Annotated in this window: 14 protein-coding genes; 12 read left to right on the top strand and 2 right to left on the bottom strand. The window is 36.1% G+C overall.

The genetic code is table 11. The features are described from left to right. On the top strand, nucleotides 1-303 hold a 303-nt coding region (locus RMR19_RS12505), incomplete at its 5' end, for a substrate-binding domain-containing protein (protein WP_310603824.1). Nucleotides 304-431: 128 nt separating this feature from the next. Continuing rightward, a complete protein-coding gene (locus RMR19_RS12500; RefSeq protein ID WP_310603823.1) occupies nucleotides 432-1,121 on the top strand; it encodes an L-ribulose-5-phosphate 4-epimerase in 690 nt (229 codons plus the stop codon). 57 nt (nucleotides 1,122-1,178) lie between these two features. Here RMR19_RS12500 and RMR19_RS12495 read toward each other — a convergent pair whose 3' ends face one another. Further along, the gene (locus tag RMR19_RS12495) at nucleotides 1,179-1,355 is read right to left on the bottom strand and encodes a YjfB family protein (protein WP_310603822.1); all 177 of its coding nucleotides are present in this window, start codon (nucleotides 1,353-1,355) and stop codon (nucleotides 1,179-1,181) included. Between the two features lie 209 nt (nucleotides 1,356-1,564). Here RMR19_RS12495 and RMR19_RS12490 point away from each other — a divergent pair, with 209 nt between their 5' ends. The 4 genes from RMR19_RS12490 to galT all read left to right on the top strand — a co-directional run bounded on the left by RMR19_RS12490 (nucleotide 1,565) and on the right by galT (nucleotide 6,536). Then, the gene (locus RMR19_RS12490) at nucleotides 1,565-2,485 is read left to right on the top strand and encodes an ArsR/SmtB family transcription factor (RefSeq protein WP_310603821.1); all 921 of its coding nucleotides are present in this window, start codon (nucleotides 1,565-1,567) and stop codon (nucleotides 2,483-2,485) included. Nucleotides 2,486-2,606: 121 nt separating this feature from the next. Then, nucleotides 2,607-3,779, top strand: a complete 1,173-nt coding sequence (locus tag RMR19_RS12485; RefSeq protein WP_331654727.1) for a galactokinase — start codon at nucleotides 2,607-2,609, stop codon at nucleotides 3,777-3,779. Nucleotides 3,780-4,046: 267 nt separating this feature from the next. After that, nucleotides 4,047-5,039, top strand: a complete 993-nt coding sequence (galE, locus tag RMR19_RS12480; protein WP_310603820.1) for a UDP-glucose 4-epimerase GalE — start codon at nucleotides 4,047-4,049, stop codon at nucleotides 5,037-5,039. Continuing rightward, nucleotides 5,040-6,536, top strand: a complete 1,497-nt coding sequence (gene galT, locus RMR19_RS12475; RefSeq protein WP_310603819.1) for a UDP-glucose--hexose-1-phosphate uridylyltransferase — start codon at nucleotides 5,040-5,042, stop codon at nucleotides 6,534-6,536. A gap of 151 nt (nucleotides 6,537-6,687) precedes the next feature. Here the strand turns inward: galT and RMR19_RS12470 are convergent, their stop codons facing one another. Next, complete coding sequence (locus RMR19_RS12470) at nucleotides 6,688-7,758, bottom strand: Ig-like domain-containing protein (RefSeq protein WP_310603818.1); 1,071 nt, start codon at nucleotides 7,756-7,758, stop codon at nucleotides 6,688-6,690. Nucleotides 7,759-7,977: 219 nt separating this feature from the next. Here RMR19_RS12470 and RMR19_RS12465 point away from each other — a divergent pair, with 219 nt between their 5' ends. The 6 genes from RMR19_RS12465 to RMR19_RS12440 all read left to right on the top strand — a co-directional run. Further along, a complete protein-coding gene (locus RMR19_RS12465; protein ID WP_310603817.1) occupies nucleotides 7,978-8,643 on the top strand; it encodes a hypothetical protein in 666 nt (221 codons plus the stop codon). Continuing rightward, the gene (locus tag RMR19_RS12460) at nucleotides 8,628-9,152 is read left to right on the top strand and encodes a hypothetical protein (RefSeq protein ID WP_310603816.1); all 525 of its coding nucleotides are present in this window, start codon (nucleotides 8,628-8,630) and stop codon (nucleotides 9,150-9,152) included. Before RMR19_RS12465 ends, RMR19_RS12460 begins: the two co-directional genes overlap by 16 nt. Before the next feature lie 204 nt (nucleotides 9,153-9,356). Further along, on the top strand, nucleotides 9,357-9,785 hold the full coding sequence (locus tag RMR19_RS12455) for a DUF4280 domain-containing protein (protein WP_310603815.1): 429 nt from the start codon (nucleotides 9,357-9,359) through the stop codon (nucleotides 9,783-9,785). 17 nt (nucleotides 9,786-9,802) lie between these two features. Next, nucleotides 9,803-11,290 (top strand): hypothetical protein, encoded by a 1,488-nt coding sequence (locus tag RMR19_RS12450; protein WP_310603814.1) that lies wholly within the window; start codon nucleotides 9,803-9,805, stop codon nucleotides 11,288-11,290. Between the two features lie 106 nt (nucleotides 11,291-11,396). After that, nucleotides 11,397-12,050: a hypothetical protein gene (locus RMR19_RS12445; protein WP_310603813.1), complete on the top strand. Its 654-nt coding sequence runs from the start codon at nucleotides 11,397-11,399 to the stop codon at nucleotides 12,048-12,050. An 18-nt stretch (nucleotides 12,051-12,068) separates the two neighbouring features. Then, nucleotides 12,069-12,452, top strand: a 384-nt coding sequence (locus RMR19_RS12440) for a hypothetical protein (RefSeq protein ID WP_310603812.1), incomplete at its 3' end; no start/stop codon positions are given.

The following is a 12,452-nucleotide window of genomic DNA, read 5'->3' as shown; positions in this document are numbered from 1 at the left end:
AAGTTTGATGCAGTTCAATGCTATAACGACCAGATTGCACATAAGATTATGCTGTATCTGAATAAATTAGGAATGCAAGTACCTGAAGATGTATCAATTACAGGCTATGATAACTCGCTCTTAGCAGAAACAGCATCTGTTAAATTGACAACAATTGCACATCCGAAAGAACTTCTTGGTGAATTAGCAGCAAAATTGTTGTTAGAGAAAATTGCTGGAATTAAAGATGAAGAGAGTAAAGTGGAAAGAGTAATAGAACCGGAATTGATTATTCGTGATTCCTGTATGAAGCGTGAACTATAGTTGTCGAGAAAACATTTTGAATAACGCATTAAAAATGTTACGTTAGCAGAATAATGACTCCGTATCGCTGTCATTGTTTCAAATATAAAAATTTCAAATATAAAAGAGGATAAGAAAGGAAGTTGAATATGTTAGAGCAATTAAAACAACAAGTATATGAGGCAAATATGGAATTACCTAAGAGAAATCTTGTAACTTACACATGGGGTAACGTAAGTGGGATTGATCGTGAGAAAGGTTTGTTTGTAATCAAACCAAGTGGTGTTGATTATGAAGATTTAAAACCAGAAGATATGGTTGTTATTGATATGGAAGGTAACCGTGTAGAAGGAAAGTATAATCCATCAACAGATACAGCAACTCATCTTGAGTTATATAAAGCATATCCTGAAATCGGTGGAGTAGTTCATACACATTCACCTTGGGCAACTGTATGGGCACAAGCAGGAAGAAGTATTCCAAGTTATGGAACAACACATGCAGATTATTTCTATGGAGAAATTCCTTGTGCAAGAAGTCTTACACCAGAAGAAATCGATGAAGCTTACGAGAAAAACACAGGTAAAGTTATTATCGAAGCTTTCGAAGGAAAGAATCCAATGTATGTTCCAGGTGTATTATGTACAAATCATGGACCATTCACATGGGGAAAAGATGCAGCAGGAGCAGTTTATAATGCGGTTGTATTAGAGGAAGTTGCAAAGATGGCTCATTATACAGAAATGATTCGCCCAGATGTAACATCAATTCCACAACCATTAATGGACAAGCATTTCTTAAGAAAACATGGAGCAAATGCTTATTACGGACAAAAATAATAGGATAAATAAAAAAGAATCTGTCTCTCGTCGAGCTAGATTCTTTTTTTGTTTGACTTAGATAGAAATATCGATTGTTCCACCAAGGTTAGGAGTAACGGAATTTTCCATCATCTTTATCATGCTAGCTCCAGCTTGTTCTACTGTATCCATAGATAACTTTAAAACAGATGCGCTAACTTGCGTCATAAGGTTTGCTTGACTTGAACTGCCTGAAAGTGCTGTGATATCCATAAGAATCCTCCTTTGTAATAATGTAAGTCTGCTGGTTATTCTGCGTTATTAGCCCATAGCCTTGTAGCATGGTTAGAGGCTTGGGAGTGAAAAGTAACTGACAAACTCCGACTACATTATATCATAAAAAGCAAGTATTGTCATGTGGGCAGGAGTGTGTTATACTGATTACAACAAAAATTCTGTTGTAAAGGAGTATATTTGTTATTATGATGAGAACCATTGATTTGAATCTTGATGATGAAAAACAAGTAGCGTTAGTTGGAAAAGCTCTATCGTCAGAGGTGCGCATAGAGATTATTAAATTGTTATATAGACAAGAGTATAATATTAATGAGATAGCGGAAAAACTGGAATTAGCACCATCCTCAGCGGCATCACACATCCGTGTATTAGAAGAAGCGGGAATCATTCGTACTACGTTGTTACCGGGAATTCGTGGTTCTATGAAGTTATGTACGCTGCAAGTGGAACGTGCTTCTTTGAACCTATGCACAAAAGCAGAGATTCATCAAGAGGTAGAGACAATTCAGATGCCGATTGGGAATTATGTGGATTATAAGGTGACACCAACATGTGGGCTTGTCAGCTTAAAAGGGCCGATTGATGAAGAGGATGAACCAAGATGTTTCTATAATCCAGAACGAATGCATGCGAAGTTATTATGGTTTGGAGATGGATATGTAGAATATAGATTCCCGAACAATAGTATTATGGAAGGAGAACCAACTAGAATTGAAATCTCAGCAGAACTATGTTCGGAAGATCATGATTATAATATGGAATATCCTTCGGATATCACGTTGTGGGTAAATGGAATCGAAGCAGCAACATGGGAGTGTCCAAGTGACTTTGGTGGTCGCAGAGGAAGATTGAATCCAGAGTGGTGGCCAGATAAGAATACGCAGTATGGCATATTAAAAACATGGGTGATTACAACTGATGGAATTTATCTTGATGATGAAAAATACTCTGCAAAAAGCATTCGGGAGTTTGGTTTTTCAGAACGTGAATATATTGCGGTACGAATTGGCGTTAAGGAAAATGCAGAGCATCGAGGTGGAATGAATCTATTTGGTAATGGCTTTGGTGATTATGAACAAGATATCGTGATGAAAATCTACAAATAAATAATAAAAATCTATTTACATCAAGCGTCATTTGATGTAAAATACAATTAAGAACAAAAAACGTGTTTTAAAACATAAAAACTGAAATTAATATATTTCATTAAATGAGAGGAGACTAGCGATGCAAAAAATTAAAGAAGAATTAATGGCAAAGTTTACAGCAGTATTTGGGCCAGGAGGTCAAGTAATACCATATTTTGCACCAGGAAGAGTTAATCTTATAGGAGAGCATACAGATTATAATGGAGGTCATGTTTTCCCATGTGCATTAACAATCGGAACATATGCAATTGCTAGAAAAAATACAAGCCGTAATTTACGTCTATATTCTGTTAACTTTGAAGAATTAGGAGTTATCGAAGTATCATTAGAAGATTTGAGTTATGCAAAGGAAGATGACTGGGCAAACTACCCAAAAGGTGTTGTTTGGGCATTTGCAGAAAGAGGAATGAAAGTCGACGCGGGATTGGATATCTTATACTTTGGTAATATCCCGAACAGTTCAGGATTATCATCATCAGCATCGCTTGAAGTTGTAACGGCTTACATATTAAAACAAACATTTGGATTCGATACATCGTTAATTGACATTTCATTAATTAGTCAATATGCAGAGAACAAATTTATTGGTGTAAACTGTGGCATCATGGATCAATTTGCAATTGCAATGGGTAAAAAAGACCATGCGATATTCCTTGATACAAGTAATCTTGAATATGAATACGCTCCAATCCAGTTAGAAGGTGCGAAGATTGTAATCGCTTGCAGTAACAAGAAACGTGGTTTAGGTGATTCAAAATACAACGAAAGAAGAAGTGAATGCGAAACAGCACTGGAAGAATTAAAGAAAGTTGTTTCAATCGAATCATTAGGAGAACTTTCAGAAGAGCAATTTGAACAATACAAAGATGCTATCGGTGATGATGTAAGAAGAAAACGTGCAAAACATGCAGTTTATGAAAACCAAAGAACAATCAAAGCGGTAGATGCATTAAAGGCAAATGACATTGAAACATTTGGTAAATTAATGAATGCTTCTCATGTATCCCTTCGTGATGATTATGAAGTAACAGGTATTGAATTAGATACATTAGTAGAAGCTTCTTGGGAACAAGATGGTGTAATCGGTTCAAGAATGACAGGTGCAGGATTTGGTGGTTGTACAGTAAGCATTGTGAAAGATGAAGCAGTTGACGCTTTCATTAAAAATGTTAGTGATTTATATCTACAAAAAATCGGTTATAAAGCGGATTTCTATGTAGTAGAGATCGGAAATGGTCCAACTGTGTTATAAGTTACTGGTCATAGAGTGAAAGTAAGTGCTATAATAAAGAAATATGATGATGCAAGGGGCAAAAGGTCATGTGTTTCATACTTGCATGAAAAAGTATGACTTTGAGACCCGCAAAACATGAGAAAGTAGCTCGAATAGAGCGGATTTCGATAGTTTGGCAGTTTGTTACTCAGCGAGAAATTATTTGTTTTTCGTGAAATGTATGCATAATCACAACTTTCAAATAGTGGATAGGGAAAGTTATGGAATTAAGAAAGGGGAAATAATATGACAATTTTAGTTTTAGGTGGAGCAGGTTACATTGGATCACATACGGTATATGAATTAATTGATAGAGGTGAAGATGTTGTTATCATTGATAATTTAGAGACAGGGCATATTGAAGCCGTTCATGAAAAGGCTCGTTTCTACAAAGGTGATATCAGAGATCGTGCATTCCTCGACAGCGTATTTGAGAAGGAAAAAATCGATGCAGCAATTCATTTTGCAGCAAATTCACTAGTTGGGGAAAGTATGGTTGACCCACTAAAATATTATGACAACAATTTATGCGGAACAAAAGTTTTATTAGAAGCTATGATTGCTCATGGAATTGATAAGATTGTATTCTCTTCAACTGCTGCAACTTATGGTGAACCTGAGAGAGTTCCAATTTTAGAAACAGATAGAACAGAACCAACAAACACATACGGTGAAACAAAATTATCTATGGAGAAGATGTTCAAATGGACAGCAAACGCACATAATCTTCGTTTCGTATCATTACGTTACTTTAATGCATGTGGTGCTCATGTAAGTGGTACAATTGGTGAAGCACATAATCCGGAAAGTCATCTTATCCCGTTGATTCTTCAAGTTCCTAACGGTCAAAGAGAATCGATCGGAATCTTCGGAGAAGATTATGATACAAAAGATGGTACATGTGTAAGAGATTATATCCATGTAACAGATTTAGCGCAAGCACATATCCTTGCTGTAAAATACCTTGCAGAAGGTGGAGAAAGCAACATATTCAACCTTGGAAATGGTGTAGGCTTCACAGTAAAAGAAGTAATTGATACGGCTAGAAAAGTTACAGGAGATGAAATTAAAGCAGTTGTTTCTCCTAGAAGAGCAGGAGATCCAGCGCAATTAATCGCATCAAGTGACAAAGCTAGAAGCGTACTTGGTTGGAAACCAGAACATGCAGACTTAGAAGAAATCATTGAAACTGCATGGAAATGGCATAGCACACATCCTAATGGATTTGGAGGGAAATAGATGATTCATAATAATATTAAGCAACTTACTCAATATGCTTTGGATAATGGACTAATAAAAGAGGAAGATAAAGTATTTACAACAAATGCTTTGTTGGAACTGTTCGAACTTGATGAGTTAGAAGAGGAAAATGCAGTTTCTAATGAAACATTTTCTTTAGAAAAAACATTGAATGAAATGCTTGATTATGCAGTTGCGCAAGGAATTATGAAAGAAGACAGCATTGTATACCGTGATTTGTTCGATACAAAAATCATGAGCAAATTGATGCCGAAACCTTCTGAAGTTATCCGTACATTCTGGGATGAGTATAAGAAATCTCCAGAGACAGCAACCGATTATTATTATAAATTAAGTCAGGACTCCGATTATATAAGAAGATATCGTATTGAAAAAGATGTAAAATGGGTTACAGATACGGACTATGGTAAACTTGATATTACAATTAACCTATCAAAACCAGAGAAAGACCCAAAAGCAATCGCAGCAGCAAAGCTTGTAAAGCAAAGTGGTTACCCAAAATGTCTTCTTTGTGTAGAGAATGAAGGATATGCAGGAAGAGTCAATCATCCAGCACGTCAAAATCATAGAATTATCCCAATTGAAATTAATGACCAAAAGTGGGGATTTCAATACTCTCCATATGTTTATTACAATGAACATTGTATCGTATTCAATGGGGAACATACGCCAATGAAGATTGAGAAGAATACGTATGTGAAGTTATTTGATTTTGTTAAACAATTTCCTCATTACTTTGTTGGTTCGAATGCAGACCTTCCGATTGTAGGTGGTTCGATATTAAGTCATGACCATTTCCAAGGTGGACATTATCAATTTGCAATGGCAGATGCTCCTATTGAAGATACATTTGTTATTGGTGGATATGAAGATGTGGAAGCAGGAATTGTGAAATGGCCGATGTCTGTAATTCGTCTTCGTAGCAAAGACGTAACTCGTCTTGTAGACTTAGGTGACCATATCCTTGCAGCATGGAGAGGATATACAGATGAAGCAGCGTTTATCTTTGCAGAGACAGATGGAGAACCACACAATACAATTACTCCAATTGCAAGAAAGAACGGAGAAGTATTTGAACTTGATTTAGTTCTTCGTAATAATATAACAACAGAGGAACATCCTCTTGGTGTATATCATCCACATGCGGAACTTCATCATATTAAGAAAGAAAATATTGGACTTATCGAAGTAATGGGACTTGCCGTATTACCAGCAAGACTTAAAACAGAGATGGAACAGTTAGAAACAGCACTTCTTGCAAAAGAAGATATTGCTAAGAATGAAGCATTAGCCATTCATGCGGATTGGGCTGTGGAAGTTGTGAATAAACACCCAGAGATGAATGCAGACAATATCCATGAGATTATTCAAGAAGAGATCGGTATTGTTTTTGCGAAAGTGTTAGAGCATGCTGGTGTGTATAAACGTGATGTAGAAGGTAAGGAAGCGTTTATGAGGTTTGTGGAGACGTTGTAAGTGCTTGGTGTGGCAAGGTTGTCATGCAGATTTAATTTACAATCGTAATATGAAGGACGTAGTCTGGAATGGTTTTATATATTATTTATTAAAGTGAAGGTTTCTATCAACAGATTAATAGTTGATAGAAACCTTCACTTTGTCTTTATGTCTATGAATATTTGCTCTTATATTTCTTTTCCCATGTTTTATATAGTGGGTTCGTCCATGTTTTTCCATCTTTAAACCATATTTTCTTTACGCATACTTTAATCTTTTGTGCATAATCGCTTACATAATAAGTAGCAGTTCCACTTGTTTTAGCTTCAATAGTGCTATTTACAATAAAGTTTGTACCAGAAAATAATGAATAGGTTGGAACTCTGTCACCCTTATTATCGTACTGAAACACAGTGAATTCAACATAAGTTACATCTTTATTAAATCTGTTAAAAAAACCAAATTCGCAATTGCGACTGCCAATGCTATCAACATAAAAATTTTGAATATTAATATAGAATTTTTGGAGATATAATTTTTCATCTAAATTAGGTGCAGGGACAGTGACCTTACATTTAGTTGAATTTCCGCCTTTAAAACTTGCTGTAATAGTACACGAGCCATTTGATTTGGCAGTCACTGTTCCATCTTTTGAAACCGTAGCGATTTTAGTATTTGATGATTTCCAAGTTAATTCCTTACTATAGGATTTTGAGGGAGTCAATGTTACTTTAAGTTTTTTGGGGCTTCCAATTCGAACGGTAGCCTTGGAAGGAATTGTTATTTTGTCTGCATATGTAGAAACATCATCAATTTTAAGTGTATATGGTAAAGGGGGACAATATCCCATTACTCTTATTGTATATGTTCCTGCTTCAAGTACAACAGTTGCTTCTTTGGAGGTGCCTGCTTTAATAAACCAGTAATCATTTTTAGTAATATTGATATCCTCTTCTTGATGATCCGTTTCTAATGATACATTTATCTTGGGAGAATCGTAATCGTCATAAGAATAGTCACGTTCTTCAACTGAAACACTAAATTTAACTTTCATTTTATTTTTAATGGTGAAAGTATAGTATTGATGATCCAAATCAAGACTTTCAGCAGATATTTCTTTGCCTAGTGATATTTTTTTTGTAGTACGAGCAATGGCTATTTCTGATGTTGAAAAAATAGCTGTTATTAGTAAAATCATAACATAGAAAATAGCAAATATTTTTTGTCTTAAACCTTTCTTCATACGTGTATCCCTCCCTATTGTTTGCTAATAATTCTACAATATTGTAACCGTAAAGTAAATATGAAAAGTAAAAAACATATCAAAACATAGTATTAATTTACCATATACACAAATAATTGGAAGTAGTAAAATAACAAAATAAAATGTAATAATTAAGAAGAATAAGACGAAAAAATAAATATTACCATGAAGCATTAAGAAAAAAGAGAGGAAAGTAGGATGAACCTAGAACAAGTTAGAAATCAATATCAGCGTTATCCGATGTTTCAGCTAGAGAACAGTGAAGAATTCCTAACAACGATAATCGAAGAGCAGTTTAAAGACAGTATGAATGCATTTTTTATTGACTATAAGAAAACAAAGCAAGTACATAGAGCGGAGTTTTTAAGGGTTATAGAAAACTTATTACAGAAGGGAATTAAGAAGCAGGAGGCTGGGAAGAAAGGTAAGATTGCCTATATCTGCATATTCTTTTTGGAGTCAGCGGTTATGACGGGGAGTTATCAGATGCAGATTCAGATGTATGATAAAAACCTATATTTTGACCGCAATGAAGTATCGAGTAGATGGGATACCAGTTTTATTATGAAATACTATGAGAAGGATATAGAGGAGTTAGATAAAAAAGCAAAGAAAAGAATCTATTATTGGAGATATAAAGAATATCAGAAAATGAAGCTGGAGTATGCGAAGGCGTATAAGGCGATAGTAGAAGTATACGGGATGGAATTGATAAGAGAGTTGTTTGAACTAGAGCTGTACAAAAAGTTAGAGCGGGAAGAGGATATCAAGGTATTATACGGAGGATATCTTGAGAAGTTACATACCATCTATCCAATGGAGATGCTTAATGAGACAGGAGGGCGAACATGCAGTACTTTCTAATAGAACAGGATATGGGGTATGCAAGGATACCAAGATTCAAAGACTTACATCAACAGCTTCATGTTTGGGAAATCAAGCAGGGGAATTATTATAAGATACCAAAACGAATGCTATTTCGATTGGAAGAAGATAAAGATACGTTGTTTGTTGATATCATTGCAGGACCTATCTTTATGGTATCGGAATTACTTCAAACGTTGCTTATAAAGTTTGAACCAACGTTAGGCTTTAAAGAATTCATCTTGCTAGACCAAGGCAATGGGATAACAGAAACATATTATATGCCGACACTTGAGGAAATTGACTGCTTGTCGGAGCAGAGTGAATTTGACATGATGCATGTCGGATTAAGGAAAATCGTTATCGAGGAAGAAAAAGTGCAGGATAAATCGATATTTGTAATCGGTGGTGTAAAGAAGAGATATGTTATTGCAAGGCTTGATGTTGTCGAGAGCATGATAAGAAGAGAGGCAATCGGATTTGCGATTACAGAGGTTGAAGTGGTGTAGGTAGTACGGTAATTGTGAAACTCAAGTTATGTTGTGTAAGCTTCTTGTTTCGCATACAGTAACACAAAACACGCTACATATCTAAGTACTATAGATGTTTTGCTATCGTTTTTTAGTCAATGTACGTGAATCAAGAAGCAGTCAAGTATATTGAGAGTTTCACAATTACCTATGTAATCAATAGTGAAAGGAAAGGTAGATAAGATGGGAAATAATTCGGAGGAGTATCTAGTTAGAGGGGCAATGCTTGCGTGTAAATGTGGAAGTCATCCAAGAAGATTGAATTTACCAGAATGTCATGGTGTGTACGCGCTTGGAAAGCCAGTTATTGATGAATGGGATTGTATGGTAGGAAAAAATATTAATTACTTTGGAGTCTGTTTAGGAGGAACACCGCCTGTAGGTGCAGAGGAGATTCTACTTGATGCGTATGTGCCAGAAGGAGAAGAGAGTACAGGAGTAGAGGTACAGGGGCCAAGATGTGCACCTTGCACGATTGGAATCTGGAAGCCTGTAAAGAGGTCAACAAAAATATCAAGTCAAAAGGCAGCGGTTACGATGAACTCCTATCTGGTATGTCGGTGGGGAGGAATTATTATACCAATTACTTCAGGACAGGAATTTGAAGAATAGACAGGAGGTAAAACACTATGTGTGCGATTTCCTATGAACGCATCAAGCTAAAAGGTGGATTAGGAATTACAGAAATAAAGGAATTAGAGATACAGATAGAACCGAATAGACATGCGACAGCTAGAATCGTGGGTGTAATAAGTAAGAAAAAACATGAGGAGAAGATGAAAAGCATTCATCTTGAAGAGCATGTTGTGAAAATAATTATCCTAGAGGAAGATGGTAGTGAGCCACTGCAGCCGTTGTTTTCAGGTTATCCAAGGAGTGTACGATATAAGGAAAAAGAAGGTATCTCGTATCTTGACATACAGCTCTCTTCAGGAACAATCTTGCTTGATCGAGAGATAAAAAGCCGTTCGTTCCAAGATGTAAGCAAGGATTACCCGTCTCTTGTGAAAGCGTTAATAAAGGATACCTCAAGGGCAGACGTCATATGCAATGAGAATACAATAAAAAACCTAGTAAAGCCACTGATTCAATATATGGAAACAGACTGGGAGTTTATCATGCGATTAGCAAGTCATGTGAATGGTGTGCTATACCCCGAAGTAAGAGAACCCTATCCAAGGTTTTGGTTTGGAATGCCAGGAGTAGTAAAAAAGAGAAAGATTGCAAAGGTGGAATATGAAACTGGTATCAGTGAACAGTTTTTTATACAAGGAGGAGAAGAGGCAGGGTTAAGGCAGAACCAGTTTCTATATTACAAGATAGAGGAAACGAAAGATTATGATATCGGTGATAAGGCGGAGTTTAACGAGCAGGAATTGCAGATATGTCAAAAAACAGTGACGCTACAACAAGGAGAACTTTGTTTTAGCTACATACTTGCAAGAGAGCAATTGGTCGCTTTGAAATATCGAGATAATGAAGTCTTTGCAGGGCTATCGATTCTAGGAAAAGTGATAAAGGTAGATGGAGAAACGATTCGTATCCATCTCGATATTGATAAGGAGCAGAACGAAGATACTGCATATGCTTATGATTGGGTTCCTGATACAGGAAGTATGATGTATTGTATGCCAAAGGTAGGTTCAACGGTATCCTTATATTTTTCCAATGAGAAGGAAAGTAGTGCGCAAGCGGTTAATTGTATAAAGACAGGAAAAGTTGGAGTGAAGAAGAAAAGCAAGGAAACCATTGCTAGTCAAGCAGTAAGTAGTAAAACCGTAACTAGTCAGACATCGAGTAGTCAAGCATCCTACAATATAGTAGTAAATGCGAGTAGTGGGGCAAGTGATTCTAATGGAGAAGACGATTCAGAAGAGGAAGAAAATCCAGATAGAAAATGTCTTTCCACGGAGCATGGAAAGGAATTATATCTTGCAGAAACAGCAATCGGACTATCTGCAGAAGAGAGTGGGTTAGAACTTACGCTAGAAGATGAGGGGGCTGTTACGCTTAAAAGCAGTAAAAAGTTATCGATAACGGCGGAAGGAAAGGTTAGGCTTGTTGGTAAAAATGTTGTATTGCATACGCCAACGGAGATGAAGATGGCAAGAACATAAAGGAAGTATAGAACGTCAAAATAGATAAAACTATATAAAATAGATAAAATCTGCAAAAAAAGTATTGTACAAAGAAAAAGTGGTATAAAAGTTAGGAGAGCTAGATATGGGATACGAAGATGAAATTGTAATAGAAGCAATGAATGCTTACAAAGTAAATGAGCGAGGAGACATTTATAAAGGTGTCTACATAAAAGAAGAATTATTCGAGTTTGAACGTCAGGAACTATTTGAGGGAACAATGAGCATCATGCTACCAAAGAAATTTATAGATATGCCTTACGAGTATGCAAAGATTAAATATCCATCGGAGAATAGACCAGAAATCATTAAGACAAATGAGATGGGTGATGTAAACTTTACATTTTCTGTTGTGGATACGATTCTTACAAACGAGATGGTAAAGGAAGCAAAAGAGGGAATGCGAATGATAATCAAGCGAATACAGCCAGCAAATGTATTCTTTGATAATGAGGAAATGAATATATGGGAAGACAACGTAGCGATAGAGAAGGAATCGATTGGGACAAAAAATAGTAATGAGAATGATGCTATAGAGGAACGTGAGTGCATTACCATTGGCTGGTTTGATTTTAAATCGCACGGGTTGGATGAGAAGATTTATCAATTTTGGTACTGCTTCCCGATGGAAGGAAAGATGGTGCATGGAATCTTTAACTGTATCTACAGTGACCATATCCTATGGAAACCACTTCTGTTGCAGGTAATACAATCCATAAGAGATGAGACAAAGCAATAATAAAGGAGATGGAAAGGGATGCGCGATATAAGAATAGAACTTTCACTTGTAGATTTTCTGACGATAGAGGAATGTAGTATCTACAAGAAGGTCAATGAACATGGGAAAGCAAGGATACGGGGAATAATAGAAGCAAGCAAAGAGAAAGATGTACTACATAGTGCGGAATCCATTCGATATGCGTCGCTGTATGTTATTGATGAGAAAGGTGAAAATCAGGTAATCTTTACGGGGATTGTAGAGAGTATTGTTGTTCGAACAGAAACAGGTATTAAAGTAGCAACGGTGTGTCTTACGGGATCTACTAGACTGCTAGATTTGAAAGAAAGAACAAGAACATTTCAGAATGAATCGATAACGTATGCAAACCTTATGAAAAAGATAGAGAGCAATTACAGCGAT

Source organism: Anaerosporobacter sp. (assembly GCF_031551385.1).
In the GTDB taxonomy this organism is placed as follows: Bacteria; Bacillota; Clostridia; order Lachnospirales; family Lachnospiraceae; genus Anaerosporobacter.
This window is presented reverse-complemented; position numbering and strand designations above follow the sequence as displayed.

What these genes read in the sequence shown, in the direction of transcription:
- RMR19_RS12465 (WP_310603817.1), top strand. Translation starts at nt 7,978, where the DNA reads ATGAACCTAGAACAAGTTAGAAATCAATATCAGCGTTATCCGATGTTT.
- RMR19_RS12490 (WP_310603821.1), top strand. Translation starts at nt 1,565, where the DNA reads ATGATGAGAACCATTGATTTGAATCTTGATGATGAAAAACAAGTAGCG.
- RMR19_RS12455 (WP_310603815.1), top strand. Translation starts at nt 9,357, where the DNA reads ATGGGAAATAATTCGGAGGAGTATCTAGTTAGAGGGGCAATGCTTGCG.
- RMR19_RS12470 (WP_310603818.1), bottom strand. Translation starts at nt 7,758, where the DNA reads ATGAAGAAAGGTTTAAGACAAAAAATATTTGCTATTTTCTATGTTATG.
- RMR19_RS12450 (WP_310603814.1), top strand. Translation starts at nt 9,803, where the DNA reads ATGTGTGCGATTTCCTATGAACGCATCAAGCTAAAAGGTGGATTAGGA.
- RMR19_RS12485 (WP_331654727.1), top strand. Translation starts at nt 2,607, where the DNA reads ATGCAAAAAATTAAAGAAGAATTAATGGCAAAGTTTACAGCAGTATTT.
- RMR19_RS12460 (WP_310603816.1), top strand. Translation starts at nt 8,628, where the DNA reads ATGCAGTACTTTCTAATAGAACAGGATATGGGGTATGCAAGGATACCA.
- galT (WP_310603819.1), top strand. Translation starts at nt 5,040, where the DNA reads ATGATTCATAATAATATTAAGCAACTTACTCAATATGCTTTGGATAAT.
- RMR19_RS12495 (WP_310603822.1), bottom strand. Translation starts at nt 1,355, where the DNA reads ATGGATATCACAGCACTTTCAGGCAGTTCAAGTCAAGCAAACCTTATG.
- RMR19_RS12500 (WP_310603823.1), top strand. Translation starts at nt 432, where the DNA reads ATGTTAGAGCAATTAAAACAACAAGTATATGAGGCAAATATGGAATTA.
- RMR19_RS12445 (WP_310603813.1), top strand. Translation starts at nt 11,397, where the DNA reads ATGGGATACGAAGATGAAATTGTAATAGAAGCAATGAATGCTTACAAA.
- galE (WP_310603820.1), top strand. Translation starts at nt 4,047, where the DNA reads ATGACAATTTTAGTTTTAGGTGGAGCAGGTTACATTGGATCACATACG.